At 53.8% G+C, this 14,791-nt stretch carries 12 protein-coding genes; 7 read left to right on the forward strand and 5 right to left on the reverse strand.

What is annotated here, in order from left to right:
- Positions 1-28: 28 nt before the first annotated feature.
- Positions 29-1,231, reverse strand: coding sequence for an acyltransferase family protein (locus NST44_RS29615; protein WP_210095463.1), 1,203 nt, complete (start codon positions 1,229-1,231; stop codon positions 29-31).
- 182 nt (positions 1,232-1,413) lie between these two features.
- Here NST44_RS29615 and NST44_RS29620 point away from each other — a divergent pair, with 182 nt between their 5' ends.
- From NST44_RS29620 to NST44_RS29635, 4 genes are all read left to right on the forward strand, one after another.
- Entirely contained in the window at positions 1,414-2,346 is a 933-nt protein-coding gene (locus tag NST44_RS29620; protein WP_007131623.1) for an AraC family transcriptional regulator, read from the forward strand.
- A gap of 201 nt (positions 2,347-2,547) precedes the next feature.
- A complete protein-coding gene (locus tag NST44_RS29625; RefSeq protein WP_007131622.1) occupies positions 2,548-3,861 on the forward strand; it encodes an ABC transporter substrate-binding protein in 1,314 nt (437 codons plus the stop codon).
- A gap of 48 nt (positions 3,862-3,909) precedes the next feature.
- The gene (locus NST44_RS29630) at positions 3,910-4,860 is read left to right on the forward strand and encodes a carbohydrate ABC transporter permease (protein ID WP_007131621.1); all 951 of its coding nucleotides are present in this window, start codon (positions 3,910-3,912) and stop codon (positions 4,858-4,860) included.
- 1 nt (position 4,861) lies between these two features.
- A complete protein-coding gene (locus NST44_RS29635) occupies positions 4,862-5,686 on the forward strand; it encodes a carbohydrate ABC transporter permease (RefSeq protein WP_007131620.1) in 825 nt (274 codons plus the stop codon).
- 95 nt (positions 5,687-5,781) lie between these two features.
- On the opposite strand, the gene NST44_RS29640 is transcribed toward NST44_RS29635, so the two are convergent.
- The 3 genes from NST44_RS29640 to NST44_RS29650 form a co-directional block, all read right to left on the reverse strand.
- A complete protein-coding gene (locus tag NST44_RS29640; protein ID WP_028404486.1) occupies positions 5,782-6,453 on the reverse strand; it encodes a pectate lyase in 672 nt (223 codons plus the stop codon).
- A 316-nt stretch (positions 6,454-6,769) separates the two neighbouring features.
- Positions 6,770-7,420, reverse strand: coding sequence for a GyrI-like domain-containing protein (locus NST44_RS29645; RefSeq protein WP_007131618.1), 651 nt, complete (start codon positions 7,418-7,420; stop codon positions 6,770-6,772).
- A 39-nt stretch (positions 7,421-7,459) separates the two neighbouring features.
- Entirely contained in the window at positions 7,460-8,479 is a 1,020-nt protein-coding gene (locus NST44_RS29650) for a helix-turn-helix transcriptional regulator (RefSeq protein WP_312889670.1), read from the reverse strand.
- Positions 8,480-8,780: 301 nt separating this feature from the next.
- On the opposite strand from NST44_RS29650, the gene NST44_RS29655 reads away from it, so the two are divergent.
- Together NST44_RS29655 and NST44_RS29660 are read left to right on the forward strand one after the other, a co-directional pair.
- Positions 8,781-9,263 carry a PH domain-containing protein gene (locus NST44_RS29655; protein WP_028404485.1) on the forward strand — a complete coding sequence of 161 codons (483 nt, stop codon included), beginning with the start codon at positions 8,781-8,783 and terminating at the stop codon, positions 9,261-9,263.
- Positions 9,256-10,896, forward strand: a complete 1,641-nt coding sequence (locus NST44_RS29660) for a PH domain-containing protein (RefSeq protein WP_007131615.1) — start codon at positions 9,256-9,258, stop codon at positions 10,894-10,896. Before NST44_RS29655 ends, NST44_RS29660 begins: the two co-directional genes overlap by 8 nt.
- 84 nt (positions 10,897-10,980) lie before the next feature.
- Here the strand turns inward: NST44_RS29660 and NST44_RS29665 are convergent, their stop codons facing one another.
- Entirely contained in the window at positions 10,981-13,881 is a 2,901-nt protein-coding gene (locus NST44_RS29665) for a family 10 glycosylhydrolase (RefSeq protein ID WP_340901342.1), read from the reverse strand.
- A gap of 358 nt (positions 13,882-14,239) precedes the next feature.
- Here NST44_RS29665 and NST44_RS29670 point away from each other — a divergent pair, with 358 nt between their 5' ends.
- Complete coding sequence (locus NST44_RS29670) at positions 14,240-14,788, forward strand: GNAT family N-acetyltransferase (RefSeq protein WP_340901343.1); 549 nt, start codon at positions 14,240-14,242, stop codon at positions 14,786-14,788.
- The last annotated feature ends 3 nt before the right edge of the window (positions 14,789-14,791 follow it).

Here is a 14,791-nt window from a genome sequence, read left to right on the forward strand (position 1 = left end):
TTCCATGCCTCGCCAGACGGCTTTGCGGTTAATCCATCGCTTGTTCGCCGGCTGATACCGGCTTTGTTCCCCCTTTCTTCCCCGCCCGCTTCGCTCCGATGAACATCCGTTTGTTCCACCGGGACAACATATCAAGGATCACGGCGTCAACGAGCCGGTAGAACCCGTGTGCGAATGCCATGATGAACGCCAGCGTTACCGTGAACGTGATCAGAATATTGATGCCATAAGGCAGAACGGCGCTCAGCTGTAAGAACAGGAAGCAGCCGAAAGTGCATAGGATCGTGAAATGAACGAGATAGAGCGAGAACGAGATTTTCCCCAAATACGCGCACCACTTGCTGCCCAGGAGAGCCTGCAGCCGGCTAGAATTCAGCACAGCCGTCAGCACCAGTCCTGCCCCGATCACGTGATAGAACACAAAGAAGTCAAACTTGCTTGATTCCCATAAGAGCACGGCATAAAGGGTGCCGGCTGGATGAATGTACGGATACGAGCCGAAGAACAGGCCGGCGGCGAGCAGGACGGCATTGATCCAAGGACGCCGGACCCGTGCCAGCCGGTCCCTCCCGCTGTGCTGAAGGTCACTCAGCAGCACGCCGATCACAAACGCAAGGTAATAAGAATCGAGCAGCCAGCAGACAAGGGCGGCGTATAGGACAAAGCGGATACGGCGTCTGCCGCAGAGAAGCAAAAACGCAAAAATGAACAGCGAACCGAACAGCTCGTACGTCATCGTCCACAGCACCGGATTATACTGCGCGCCATAGGTGAAAAACGTATGAAACAGCCCCTCCTTCACCATCGTAAGCAGGCTCGCATCCGCCGCAAACGGATCCGGCATCGACGAGCCGGTCAGTCCCCTGACATCGTCGAACATGCCCCAGCCGGCAATCATGCAGACATAGGCGATCACAACCGACGCAAACGCAGGTCCCGCCAGCCGAAAATACCTTCTTATTGCCGCGGAATACAGAATCGTGCGGTCCCCGGTGCGAAAATAGCGCCAGCTCAGCACATAGCCGCTCAGCGCAAAGAACAGGCATACCGAAAAATTGCCGTTAAACAGCAGGTTCAGCGGCGTTTCCGCCAGCATCTCCTCGAATGCGAAATGCCGGATCTCCTCCCGCCCTTCAATCACGGAAGGCATAAACACCTGAACGAAATGGGCGATCACGACAACAAAGGCCGCAAGCCCTCGCAAGCCATCCAAATACACGATTTTTTTCATGGTCTTTAGCTCCCTTTGAAACCCGGCTTACACGAAACCGGCGACTTATGGTTCCAAAGGGGAGGAAGAAGGACGCTGCAAATTTCTTAGAGATCGTCGGGGGGGAAGGAAACAGCTTTGACGAAATATGTTTTGAAAGCGTTTTCTTAAAAATCAGGGATACGATCAGGGAGGGAAAAACAATGCGTATTTATTGGAGCCAAGTTGATCTTGAGAAGCTAACGGGATCAGGTGTCGTTTATTTTAACTCAAAGATGGAGATGTTGGAAGGACTTCCTTGCAAAATGTATCGATTGATCCGTCAGCAGAGCTTGTGGACGCACTGCCACGACTATTTTCAAATATGGTACGTGGCCAAAGGCACGTTGTCGCACACGGTGAACAACCGGGCCTATCAGCTGACCAAAGGCGATATCTTCGTCATCCCGCCGTTCACGCTGCACAGCGTCACGATCCCCAAGGACGGAGATTATGAAATCTACGGCTGCGAATTCATGCCTTCGTTTGTGAATGAGCGGTTCGAGGAGCTTCCGGAGGAGGAGGTCTTCTTCGATGCGGCCTTTCTGGGATCGTTTCTGCGCGAGGATACGGATGCCCAGGCCCGGATTTCTTTGGACGGCGGAACCGAAACCGCAGTGCGTAACGTGATGAAGGAGATGCTGATGGAATATGAGCGGCGCGCCCCCTTCTTTCAGCTGACGCTCAAGGCCCAGCTGCTCGTACTGCTCTCCATTCTGGTACGGCAGGTCAACGGCGAGCTCGTCCGGGAAGGATTCGAGAAATCCGAGAAGTACCGGGAGATCATGACCAAGGTGGTCGATTACATTCACCGCCACTACCAGGAGGATTTGAAGCTTCACGCGCTGTGCGATCTCTCGAATCTGTCCAGGTCCACCTTCTGTCAGGTATTCAAGGATTGGACAGGCAAAACCTTCAACCGCTATTTGACCGACCTCCGGATTCTTCAGGCTATGGTCATGCTCAAGCAGGCCGAGCTCTCCGTCACGGACGTATGCTATTCCACCGGATTCAACGAGCTATCCTATTTCTGCCGCATCTTTAAAAAATACACCGGCATCTCCCCGACGGAGTTCCGCAAACAAGCGATCAAGTAGCTTGGCAAATCATACGATAATCCTATTTTTACGCACGATAGTGAAATGAAATGGCGAAATGAAATGCTACGATATCCTACAAATAACGGGATCAGGGCCGGTTATTGGAGCACCAGGACTTGTTGATGGATTGGGAGGGAAATGATCTATTTTTTAAGCAGACAATCTTTAATCGGACTTCGAAAAAGGGGAGGAAGAAGGATGAAGAAGAAAACATGGTTTGGTTTATGGTGTTTGCTGTTATCGATCATGGTCGCCGGATGCTCGGGAGGAAGCGGGAGCACCGCAGAGCCCGGCAAGACAAGCGGCGAAGAACCGGACCAGCCCGCTGCCGCGGATGCCGTGGAGCTGAGCTTCTGGTACGGCTGGACCGGTCCGGAAGCCGAAGCGCTGGAGAAGCTTATCGCCAAATGGAACGAGGCCCATCCGGAAATTCAGGTCAAGGGCCTTTCGCAGAGTGACTACCAGAAGCAGCTGACCGCCATTACGGGAGGCAATCCGCCGGATGTTGCCTCCCAGTTCGGACAGAACGTCGTCCCATGGGGCCTGCGCGGAGCGATGATGCCGCTGGACGATTATATCGCCAAGGACGGGGTCGATCTAGACGACTTCGTGCCTGCAGCGCTGAGCACGTCGCAGCATGAAGGCGCCACCTATGCGATTCCGACGGCCATGCATGTGTCCATGCTGTTCTACAACAAGGATATCCTTAAGGAAGCAGGTTATGACGGCCCTCCGGAAACGCTTGGCGAGCTGAAGGAATACATTCAGGCGCTCAGCATCGTCGAAGACGGCGGCCGACTGTCGCGGCTCGGCTTATGGCCGGGAATGGACGCCTACACGTTCTCCTATGCCTACGGCGGCTCGTTCTATGACGAAGCGGCCAAGCAGGTGACGCCTGACCATGAAGGCATTCAATCGGCCATCAAGCTGTCGAAGGAGATCTGGGACCAATACGGCTCGGATAACCTGGACCGTTTCTCATCGGGACTCGGACAATACATGTCGGCGCAGAACCCGTTCTTCTCGGGCAAGTACGCCATGACGGTCGACGGCGAATGGCTGCCGACCTTCATCAAGCAGTTCGCGCCCGATCTGAATTACGGCATTGCTCCGATTCCATATGACGAGAATCATCCCGAACGCAAAAATCCGGGCAATGTCACGACCAGCGTATTCTACATTCCAAAAGGGGCGAAGCATCCGGACGCCTCATGGGCCTTCATCAAGTGGATGACGGAGCCGGAGCAAATGGCCGAGTTCACGGCGGCCATCGGCAACCTGCCGACCCGGACCTCGGCATTCGCGAGCCCGCTCTACGAGAATGTGCCCGGCTTCAAGGAATTTCTCGATTACTCGGCAAGCGAGAATCTGAAGTCCTTCCCGGCCACTTCCTTCACGAACGAGTACATGACGGAATTCAGCGCCCAAGTGGACGCGATTCTCCGCGGCACGGTCAGCATCGAGGAAGGACTTGCGAACGTGAAGGAAAAAATCCAGCCGCTCGTCAAATAAACCATCATGCACTGATTACGATCTTCGAAATGGAAGGAGTACGCGAAGATGAATGCCTCCGCACCCGTACATTCACCAAGACCTAAAGCCCGCTGGTCGAGGAAGGAACGCCGGTACTTTTGGCTCGGCCTGGCATTCGCCTCGCCTTGGATCGTCGGCTTTCTGGCTTTTACTGTGTATCCGTTCTTCGGTTCGCTCTATTTGAGCCTGACGGAATACGATCTGTTCAGTACGCCTAGGTGGGTGGGACTGCAAAATTACGAAAATATCTTGCAGGATGACCGCTTTTACACCTCTCTCGGGAACACGTTCTTCATGGCTTTCGTATCTGTGCCGATTACGCTGGCGGCATCGCTGCTGATCGCCGTCGTCTTGAACTTCAAGGCAAGGGGAATCAATTATTACCGGACGATCTTCTACCTTCCCTCCGTCATTCCGATCGTCGCCAGCGCCTTGCTGTGGACCTGGATGCTTAACCCCGATTTCGGCTTGGTCAATATGGCGCTGCGGGCCTTCGGCCTGCCCGATCCTGCCTGGCTGCTGGATCCGCGCTATACGAAGCCTTCGCTGATTCTGATGAGTCTGTGGGGCTCAGGAGCCGGGGCCTTGATCTTCCTGGCCGCCCTGCAGGGCGTTCCGAAGCAGTACTATGAAGCGGCGCAGGTGGATGGGGCGGGCGCCTGGCATCGTTTCTGGAAGATTACGCTCCCTGCCCTGTCGCCAATCATTCTGTTCCAGCTCATCATGGGACTCATCGGTGCATTCCAGATCTTTACCGAATCGTATATTCTGGCTGGCGGCAAAGCGGACGGCGGCTCCTTGGGCGGACCGGAACAGTCGCTTCTGTTCTATGCCGTCAATCTGTACCAGGAAGCCTTTGTTTTTCTGAAGATGGGCTACGCGTCGGCCCTGGCCTGGATTCTGTTTATCATCGTGCTGCTGATGACGCTGCTGCTGCTCAAAACATCGGGCCGTTGGGTCTATTATGGAGGTGAGTAACGTGGCCGTCAGATTAAAAGCCGTGCTGCCGTACGTCTTGCTTATCCTGCTATCAATCGTATTCCTGTTCCCGTTCCTATGGCTTGTCATGACCTCGCTCAAGACGCCGGAGGAGATTCTGAAGTTTCCGCCGACGATCTTCCCGGAGAAGGTCCAATGGTCGAACTACCAAGCGGCGGTCGAGGCGATCCCCTTCACGAAATATATGATGAACACGTTCCTGATCTGCATCTTGAACATTATCGGGCAGCTGTTGTCCGCACCGCTCGTAGCCTACTCGATCTCGCGGATCCCGTGGAAAGGGAGAAAGGTCATATTCACCATCGTGGTGGCAACCATGATTTTGCCGGCTCAGGTCCAGATGATCCCGCAGTATATCATCTTTACGAACCTTGGCTGGGTCAATACTATCGTGCCGCTGACGATCGGCGCTTTCTTCGGAGCTCCCTTCTTCATCTTTCTGCTGCGCCAATTTCTGCTCGGCGTGCCGATGGAGCTGTCGGAGGCGGCCAAGATCGACGGCGCCTCGGAGCTGCGGATATACGCCCGGATTATCCTGCCGATTCTGAAGCCGGCTCTAGCCACCGTCGCTTTGTTTTCCTTCGTGTGGTCCTATGTCGATTTCATGGGCCCGCTGATCTATCTGAACGATTCGGCCAAGTGGACGATCACCGTCGGCCTGCAGAGCTTCCAGCAGGATCACGGGGCCCAGTGGGAAAAACTGATGGCGGCTTCCACCATCATGGCGGTCCCGATGATTCTGATCTACTTCTTCGGCCAGAAATACTTCATGAAATCCGGATCCGCCTTAACAGGGTTTAAATAATCTTCGGGAACGCCGTTTTCGGCACTTAAAAGCTCCTTCGCGTCATGGCAGACGCTTAGGAGCTTTTCCCGTTGCATAGCTAGTCCAGCATCAGGTTAATACGGCGTATTCCCCGATTGGGTTGTATTCCCGGAAGCAAAGCCTTTAAACAACGTCGGCACATTCGAGTAGCGCGTGTTGACGATTCGCCCGGTGGAGCTGCTGCTGTCCGTTCGCAGGATCGCGTCCTTCACATTCGAAATGTCGCAATTCTCCACGTTCATCACCACTTTATACGACGTGCCGCCGTTCTGCCGAACCAGCTTTCCGATGTCGTCCGCTCTGAAATTTTGAATGTTGATCGTTCCGGCCGCGTTCATTTGGAACACCTTATCGTACGCTTTATACGCCGCTCCCCCCGAAATGTTGACCGTACCGGACGATTTCAGAGTCAGCGCATCCTCGCCGACATCCTGCCAAGTGACATTTGTGATTGTGCAATTTCCGTAGCAGTGGACGCCGTCTGCCGCAGGCGCGCCGATCACGACGTTTTTCAGTGTCGCGCCCGCTTCCAGCCGGAAGATTGGCTTCTGGTTCTCGGCCTGGCTGCCGTCACCAAGCGTGTCCGGATTCGCCACGTAGGTCTGGCCTTTGCCGTCGAAGGTCTGACCGGCCTCCACGCGGATCGTCTCATTCACTACCGTGGCAGCCTCAGCCGTTGATGGCTGGACGCCATACAACGATATCGCCAAGCCTGCGCATAACATCATGCTTAGAAATTTTTTCATCATCCTCATCCTTTCGCTTCATTTTTCAACAAATTCATCCTTTTGCCATGCATCTGCCTGAAAAATACCGCCCCCTTCCGTTCCGAAGTCGGATATCGTACTAGTACCGATGTGCACCTCGGGCTGATACCCGCAAGCCAAAGATATCAAATTTATTCCATAACAGGTATAATCATCATATTAGGTCGTCGATTAAACATTTTATGTAAAATATAATGATTATTACAAAATGATCGAATCCTCTCATTTCTATCGTTTCTATCATCAATAGACCGCCCTCTAACACGAGGACGGCTTGGGATTTCACATTCTTCGGCTATTTAATCGCAATATAGATCTCGACGACGGGATGGGCAGGATCAGCCGCCTGGAAACGATAACATTCAAAGTCTCCCGAATAGGCTCGTACTTCCTCGGCATTCTGGAAATAACTCCAGATTTCCTGCCAGGCCTGCGGCACCGTTTCCTGGAACAGACCCGGCTTCGCCGGGAATACCAAATATCTGGATTCCGGTATAAAGACGCTGCGCTCTACAATAGCTCCATCTTCTTCGCGCTTAGCGACGTCTGCGCTCCCTGCACGATTCATACGCCCTACACTCTCTACGTCCTTTACGCGCTCTACGTTCTCTATGCTCTCTATGCTCTGGCCTTCCGCACGCCTAACGTGCTCAACCTCTTCGCTGCCCTGCCCATCTCCGAAGATTCCTTCCGTTTCATGGCCAATGACGAGTGTATACGCACCTGAAGCGTCGCTTTCGTAATCCGTATATACCGCATAGACAGCTTGATCACTGCCGGCAACCTCCTTGATCCCGCTCCGGAAATAATGCTCCCATAACCGGGGAATCACGCCGTTTGCCCCCGCCTCCGCTTCGTTTGTCGTCCTTGCACCCGCTCCCCATACGGACATAGCCGGTCTGGATTCGATCCGGCGCTTCTTCTGGCTGCCGATGTTTGTATTCATGATGACGCCCTCCTTTAAGAATTGAATCTATGATCTATTCTAAAGGGGGAACGTGGACAGCTGCCTGTCCGGGTTGCCGTAGCGGTTCAACAAATTTTCCGCCCTTCTCCTGACCTCCTGTGCGGCTTCCTCGGGATGCTCGATTATAACCTGGTCGCCAAAGCTGAGAACCATGCCGTAAAACCATTCGTCCACCTTATGAATGACCCGCACGCGGAAGGAGCCGTCTTCCAAGAGCTCCATTTGCTCTGCCGGGAACACGTCCGCTGCCCGCCGGCGAGCCTTCGGCCCAAACCATAATACAACCTCCTGCTCCGGCACCTCCGACCAGGCATCCTCCCAGTCCATCCGTTCCATCAAGGGCATCGGCCTCGGCTCGAAATGATGGTTCGTTAGCTTTACATCCTGCATTCGCGACACCCGGAACACCCGGGCATCCTCACGCTCCAGGCAGTAGGCTTGCACATACCACACATTTCCCTTCAAAATGAGGGACACCGGCTCCATCGTTCGGCACTCGGCCGTGCCGGATGAATCGATGTAACGCATCGATACGGTCCGCTTTTCCTGGATCGCCTTCTTCAGAAGGCTGACGGTTGCTTTCAAACCTTCCCGCTGTCCCCAAGGCTGAAAATCCATAACGACAGAGGGCCTGCTCCGATCACTTCCCGGTCCGTTTTTTACGTCGCCATGTTCATATGCATCCCCTTTCCCGCAGCCCTGCTCTACCTTGTAAAGCAGCGCCTTCACTTTCTCAAGCAGCATATCCAGCTCGCGGTCATCCAGCGCACGGCTCATTCCTTTGACAGCGGTCACTAGCGAACCCATCTCCTCTGCCGTCAACCAATACCGGTCAATTGTATATTGCTCCATCATCTCAAATCCGCCGGATGTGCCCTGATGGGCAACGATCGGCAGCCCTGCCCGGCAAAGTGCATCCATATCGCGGTAGATCGTTTTCGCGGAGACTTCAAAGCGTTCGGCCAGCTCGCTGGCGCTCCATCTTCCCCGGTTCAAGAGCAGTACGGTTATCGTTAATAAACGATCGATTTTCATCATTCATGTCCTTTCCTGTCCGATTCCTTCCATTATACAAAAAAGCCGCTCCCGGCCGCTGTCTAATCTTAATTCGAGCTTAACGGAACCGCTGCCTGTTAATGCAATCGTTAAGTCAGGTTCACAAGCCATTCAAGTCGGGATGCTATAATGACAGACATGAACCATTATAAGACGGACGCGACATTACAGTATTCGGTCGGCAGGATGAAACGGACGGCTTCCCACAAGCGTAAACAATTACATAGAAGTTCATATGTCATCAGAACTGCCTGATTCTCAAAACATCGAGGAGGAACCAACAATGGATCATCGAATGGACGCCATGCGCCGGTGTCACCCCGACTCTGTTACCATTTCACGCCTGACAGGCTTTATTACCGACGGGGTCATTTTGTTAGCGTCTATCGCTTATCTCGTCGTTGCGGGCATCTTCGGCTGGACCCTGCTGCCGGGGTGGATCGCTATCGGGTTGTTGCTGGCAGGAGCCTGGTTTACCTGGTCGGTGCCGGCCTTCACCTATAAGCAGTTTGGCTTCCGGGTCAGCGAAGAGGAGCTGGAGCTTAGATCCGGCTGGATTTGGCTGAGCGATACGCTCGTTCCGATGACCCGCGTGCAGCACGTTGAATTGGAACGGGGACCCCTGCTCCGCAAATACGGACTTGCCAAAGTCAAGGTAGTTACCGCCGCAACCACGCACGTCATCCAGGCGCTCAAGCTGGAAGAGGCGGAGACTTTGAAGAAGCAGATCGGCGAGCTGGCCAAAGTGGTGGATCATGATGAATGAAGCAAGCAGGCTCCACCGTCTTTACATTCTGTTTCCGCTCGTGAACAGCGTCAAATCGCTCGTACCGCTCGCTGCTTTTGTATCGATCAAGTTCTTTAACGGAAAATCCCTGGACGATGTCCCATGGTACTGGTTATCCGCCGGCATTGTCGCCCTTGCAGCCCTTCTGCTTCTGTACGGATACTTACGCTGGAAACGGTTTGCCTATACGCTGGAAGAGGACAAAATCCTGATACGGCGCGGCGTGTTATTCCGGGAGGAGCTGTCCATATATGCCGGACGAATTCATACGATGAATACCGAGCAGCCGCTGCTGCAGCGCCTGCTCGGGCTGACGCAGATCCGCATCGAGACGCCGGGCAAATCAGAGGATGGCGGTGTGCTTCCAGCCGTAACGGACCACGAAGCGGAACGGCTTCAGCTTTGGCTCCGGGACCGGACACGGGCCTTGCAGCCGGATCGGCCTGCAGCGCAAACGCACGATGTGGCAGCACTTGCTGACGGCGACATCGTCAATGCGGATGGTACGGAGCAGATGATCGAAGGCACTTCCCCACAAGAACGCATGGCGTCATGGGAACGGGATGAGGCTGAAGCATCCGGAAATACGCCGGGAGCAGGCAGCGACGGCGGCTACCCTAACGACCGCGGTAACGTTATTCCGCCTGCATCGGTCTCTCCGGAAGAACGGAGCATTTTGCTTCAGCTGCCGTCTCGCCGTCTGCTTACCGCTGCCCTGTCTTCCCCGAATTTGTCCCTGGCTTTGGCCTTCGTCGGCGGTATCATATCGTTTGCGGATGACCTGCTTCCGGATCAAATATACCAAAGCCTGTTTCAATCGGCAGGGCGGATTCTCCCGGGACACTGGGCAGGCATTGCCATACTTGCCGTCGTGCTGGCCTGGCTGCTGTCCGTCATTCTGTATATGATTAAATACGCCGGGTTTACCGTAGAACGGATCGGCAAGCAAATCTCCGTAAGCTACGGTCTGCTCGAGAAAAAGAGGCTGCTGTTTTCCCCCGAACGGGTGCTGGCTGCCACGGTAAAAGAAGGCATCTTCCGCCGCTGGTTCGGCTATGCCGAAGTGAAGGTGCACGTGCTTACGTCCGAATCGGAGAAGCATTTCATGCTTCACCCGCTGATAAAAACCGCGGACATTCCGGAGCTGCTCGCGCGGGTCACGCCCCAGCTGGGCGTTCAGGCCATTACGGCTTCGCCGCCGCCCCATGCGAAATGGATGTATCTTCGGTGGAAGCTGGCCTTTGCCGCTGCGGTCAGCATCGGATGCATCTGGTACTTCGGCTGGCTCGGCATGCTCTCGTTGCTCCTGTTCCCGTTTGCCATAGGGTGGGGATTGGCGGCCCACCGCGATTCCGGCCTGAACATTACCGGCAAGCAGCTTACGATTCGCAGCAGGTTCCTGGCCCTTTCCACGAAATATATCCGGCGGCCGCAGATCATCGCGATCGAGGTTACCGGCACACGAAGACAGCGAAGACGGGGGTTGCTGTCCCTTCAAGTGAAGATGATATTAAGCGACATTAACGAGAGCCTCGTCGGGATGGACGAACGGGAGATCATGGCCGTCTGGGCTTGGTTCCAAAACAAAAAAGGAGAGAGATCAGCTTCGTGACAAAGCTGATCTCTCTCTTTTCATTCAGGCACTTCTTTCTCAGTTACTCAGGTCGCTCCATGCTTTTAGGTACCGTGTTTCCGGTTACTTCGATTTTCCGGGCGGCTTGCCGGTTCCCCCGGCTTTCACCGTTAGGGCGGCGGTCGCCGCGCTTTCGTTATGAAGACGGTCAATGGCAGTCACCACATACGTATAGGTCTGATGCTTGATCACCGTGTCGTCCGAGAAATGCTGCGTCCCGTTACCGGTTCTTCTGAACGTGCCCAGCAGGTTTGCCGGATCGTCTATGCTGCCGGCATTCCCCCCGTCGAACCGGTAGATCGCATAGTAGGTCTCGTCCCCGGCTGGCTCCCAGCTCAGGTTTACGCCATGAGCCTTATTGGCCTTAAGCTTCCGCGGCGCGGACGGAGCCTCCGTATCGAGCCACGGCATGGCCGGCACCAGTGCCGGATACCGGTACAGATCTGTCTTCAACCGGTCCGTAAAGCCAAGCGCATTCTCGGCGAACCACTTCGAGCTGAAGTACATGCTGCCGCGGACTTCCTCGAAGCTGCGGTTATACTTCACCTGATTCGGCATTTCCTCCGGATTGGACCACTCGGCCGTTGTCCCGATTTTATATACGGCTTGCCCGCTATACAGATGCACGTTATGACCGGCGACCACATCGCTCCACCATTCGATCAGCTTGTCGTAGGCGGCAGCCGAGTAGCCGATATTCCAGTAGATTTGCGGCGTGATATAGTCGATCCATTCCTCTTCAACCCATTTTTTCGAATCGGCGTAAATGGCATTGTAGCTTTCCAGTCCATTCGTTTCCGACCCGCTTGGATCACTGGACTTGTTCTTCCAAATGCCGAACGGACTGATGCCGAACTTCACATAACTCTTCTCCTGCTTAATCGCATGGCTGACCTTCTGAATGAACTGGTTCACATTGTTTCTTCTCCAGTCCGCCTTGTTCGTGAAGGCCCCTTTATACTGGGCATACGTATCCTCGTCCGGGAAATCAACGCCCGTTACGGGATACGGATAGAAATAGTCGTCAAAATGCACCGCATCGATATCGTAGTTTTTCACAACCTCCATAATGCCGTCCAGGATAAACTGCTGCGCCTCCGGTATGCCCGGATTGAAATACAGCTTGCCACCGTAAGCTTCCACCCACTCCGGATGCTGCCTTGCCGGATGATCGGCTACAAGCTTGTTGATATCTCCTTGAAGGCTGATCCGGTACGGGTTAAACCAGGCATGAAACTCCATATTGCGCTTATGCACTTCCTCCAGCAGGAAAGCGAGCGGATCGTAGCCCGGGTCCTTGCCTTGGACGCCGGTCAGCCACTCGGACCATGGACCGTACTCGGACGGGTAGAACGCATCCGCTGTTGGCTTGATCTGCATGATGACCGCATTCATCCCGGCGGCTTCCAGTTCGTCAAGGAGCTGGATGAACTGCTGCTTCTGCTGCTCGGGATCGGTAACCCCTTTGGCCGGCCAATCGATATTGTCAACGGTGGCAATCCAGGCGGCTCTCATCTCGGCTTTCGGATGCTCAGCCTGCTTGTTCACGATGATATAGAGCGAGCTGGTCTTCCCCTCATAAGTCGCCGTGATGCGTGATGAACCGATGCTCAAGCCCTTTACAACCCCCTTCTCATCGACGGATGCCACTGCCGGATTGCTGCTAGTAAATGCAACGCCTTCCGTAATCGTTATCGGCTCGTCCATCCACGAATAGGTCGCCGAGACGGACGTTTCGAACGAATCCCCAACCGTCACCGAGGTTAATCCTTGCAGTGCAATGCTCTGCAGAACAGGCACCGGATCGGTGACCGTAATCGCGTGCTGCGCGGCTGCTCCTTTATAAGAAACGGTAATCACCGCAGTGCCTTTCCCGACGGCCTGCAGGCCTCCGCTGCTATCCACGGTAACTACGTCCGGACGGTCACTGGCATAAGCAACCCCCTCCGCCAGCAGAACCGGCTCCATCGCCGTACCGTAAACGGAATAAACCACGCTTGTTCTCAAGGCGCCGGTAACCGAGGTTTCCAGATGAACCGGACCGGATACAAGCAAATGGTCAGGGGAAGGAGCATCTGCCATTACATGCAGCTCCAGCTGAGCCTTCGGCGCGTCGGCGTACTCTGCCGTAATTGTAACCGTGCCCGGTGAAAGCGCTTCAATCGTGTCGTATGTAGCTCCCATAACCGTAGCGATCGTCTCGTCGCTGCTCGTCAGCTTCACGCCTGAGGTTAGTCGCACCGGTTCGGACTCGCCGGCATACGTCGCATAGATCTGTGGCTTGATGGCTTCCCCGACGCCCATCGGCGTCAAACCGCCGATATCGAGCCCGTAGATCTGGGAATCGGTGTAGAATGCGGTCAATCGATCGAAGTACACCGTGCCGCTGTTTTTATTTGTATCTTTTAACTCGGTGATATAAATTTGATTGATTTTGAGAGGAGCCTTGATGGTGGATGGAACGGAAAACTTGACGTATTTCCAGCCTTTCCAGCTGAATCCCGAGGTAGCGGTTAAGTCAACGGCGTGCTTGCCGCCTGCCGCATCCTGAAGCTGCGCCCGAAGCCAGTGATTCCCGCCGTCCCCGTATACCCATAAGCCGAGCGCTTTCGGAGTGCCCGGAACGCTTCTGCCGGCCGAGCCGTCGAGGTCTTTAAAATTAAGATACGCTGCCGACGTGCCCGACTCGCTGCCGACAAAATCATAGGTTAAACTCGCAGCATGATACCCGTAATATACCGGATCGGGATGGCTGATCATCCCCAGCTGGGCTTTCCCCCTCACGGCGGAGGCAGATAAATTCCCGGGGGTTTCAAACTCCTCGATAACAAGCGATTTCGGAACATCGTCTGCGTAAGCGGCTCCCGAACTGCCCCACACGGATACCGAACTGATCATGACAGCCAGTGCCAAAGCCAAAGACAAAAAGGATTTGCTTCGTTGAACGCTCCTTGAGGTGTTCATATTCACTAATTCACTCCTTGCCACTAAACATCGTGGAATATTGGTAATGACAACCATCCGATTTCATCGAGAGCTGCCGCCCACCTCCTACGCGTGATATGGAAAACCGAAGGGAAATAAAACCAACGATCATCCTGCCTCTATCATATTGAAATTTTGTTTCAAATTTCAATAGTTTTTATAAAATAAAATTTTAGAGATTCGGCAGGAATTTGGAAGAGTGATGGCGTAGACGTCGTAGTCGCTCGCAGGGAACGTTGTAAATCATGTGTAGCGCTCTTAAAATAAGGCTATGTTAAGGCATGGTATACGCCATTTGGCAGATTAACTAAGAAGTGATTTATGTTGAGGTGAGAGAATGAGATTGGATACTGACCGCATTTATATTCGTCGATTGGAATTGAATGACCTTAATTCGTTACTCGATTTACGAATTCGAAATAGGGAATTCTTTAAACCATTTGAACCATCCGCTCCCGCTTCTCACTACACGGTAGAGGGGCAGCGAAGCATTTTGGAGAAAGTGCAACACGATTGGAGTAATGGTTCCCGATACGGGTTTGGGATTTTCCTGAAAAACAATGATAATCTCATTGGACGGGTCAATTTAAGCAATGTAGTCCGTGGAGCGTGGGAAAGCTGCACACTGGGCTATTTCTTGGATGAGCAATATAACGGACAAGGATATACCACGGAAGCTGTTCGCTTGGCGCTAAAATTCGCTTTTGGGCTTGGAGGGTTACATAGGGTACAAGCCGGGGTTATGCCTCGAAACAAGGCCTCTATCCGTGTTTTAGAGAAAGCAGGATTTCGATATGACGGTTTTTCGGAATACTATCTTAAAATAAACGGCGTTTGGGAGCATCATAATCTATACAGCATCACACAAGAATATTGGGAAATATAAGGG

The sequence above is a fragment of the Paenibacillus sp. FSL W8-0919 genome (assembly GCF_038003785.1).
GTDB classification, from domain to species: Bacteria; Bacillota; Bacilli; order Paenibacillales; family Paenibacillaceae; genus Paenibacillus_AQ; species Paenibacillus_AQ lactis.

Coding starts and splice junctions, on each gene's coding strand:
- NST44_RS29655 (WP_028404485.1), top strand. CDS start 8,781: ATGGATCATCGAATGGACGCCATGCGCCGGTGTCACCCCGACTCTGTT.
- NST44_RS29650 (WP_312889670.1), bottom strand. CDS start 8,479: ATGATGAAAATCGATCGTTTATTAACGATAACCGTACTGCTCTTGAAC.
- NST44_RS29645 (WP_007131618.1), bottom strand. CDS start 7,420: ATGAATACAAACATCGGCAGCCAGAAGAAGCGCCGGATCGAATCCAGA.
- NST44_RS29630 (WP_007131621.1), top strand. CDS start 3,910: ATGAATGCCTCCGCACCCGTACATTCACCAAGACCTAAAGCCCGCTGG.
- NST44_RS29670 (WP_340901343.1), top strand. CDS start 14,240: ATGAGATTGGATACTGACCGCATTTATATTCGTCGATTGGAATTGAAT.
- NST44_RS29660 (WP_007131615.1), top strand. CDS start 9,256: ATGAATGAAGCAAGCAGGCTCCACCGTCTTTACATTCTGTTTCCGCTC.
- NST44_RS29625 (WP_007131622.1), top strand. CDS start 2,548: ATGAAGAAGAAAACATGGTTTGGTTTATGGTGTTTGCTGTTATCGATC.
- NST44_RS29620 (WP_007131623.1), top strand. CDS start 1,414: ATGCGTATTTATTGGAGCCAAGTTGATCTTGAGAAGCTAACGGGATCA.
- NST44_RS29640 (WP_028404486.1), bottom strand. CDS start 6,453: ATGAAAAAATTTCTAAGCATGATGTTATGCGCAGGCTTGGCGATATCG.
- NST44_RS29665 (WP_340901342.1), bottom strand. CDS start 13,881: ATGAACACCTCAAGGAGCGTTCAACGAAGCAAATCCTTTTTGTCTTTG.
- NST44_RS29615 (WP_210095463.1), bottom strand. CDS start 1,231: ATGAAAAAAATCGTGTATTTGGATGGCTTGCGAGGGCTTGCGGCCTTT.